At 45.3% G+C, this 212-nt stretch carries 1 protein-coding gene; it reads left to right on the forward strand.

The window, feature by feature from the left end; translation table 11 throughout:
* Positions 1-212 (forward strand): hypothetical protein (locus A3714_RS18235; protein ID WP_231867845.1); only part of this gene is annotated, 212 nt, incomplete at both ends.

The following is a 212-nucleotide window of genomic DNA, read 5'->3' on the forward strand; positions in this document are numbered from 1 at the left end:
ATCGACTCAGTGCCAGAAAAAGTCAATATGGGTATTGGCAGGTTTCGGCATGGCTATAACTGTGCAGATAACCGTTACACTTGTGGTGGCTATGTATTGATGCCAGTAACGCAGGTAAACGAAAAATCAAAACGTGCTCTTAAAGAAGCAGTTTCAAGCCTGAATAGTGCTGGGGATAATGCCTCAGGAAGCAATACTGGAGCCCCATACGG

Origin of the sequence: Alcanivorax sp. HI0007 (assembly GCF_001635525.1) — a bacterium.
Taxonomy (GTDB): domain Bacteria; phylum Pseudomonadota; class Gammaproteobacteria; order Pseudomonadales; family Alcanivoracaceae; genus Alcanivorax.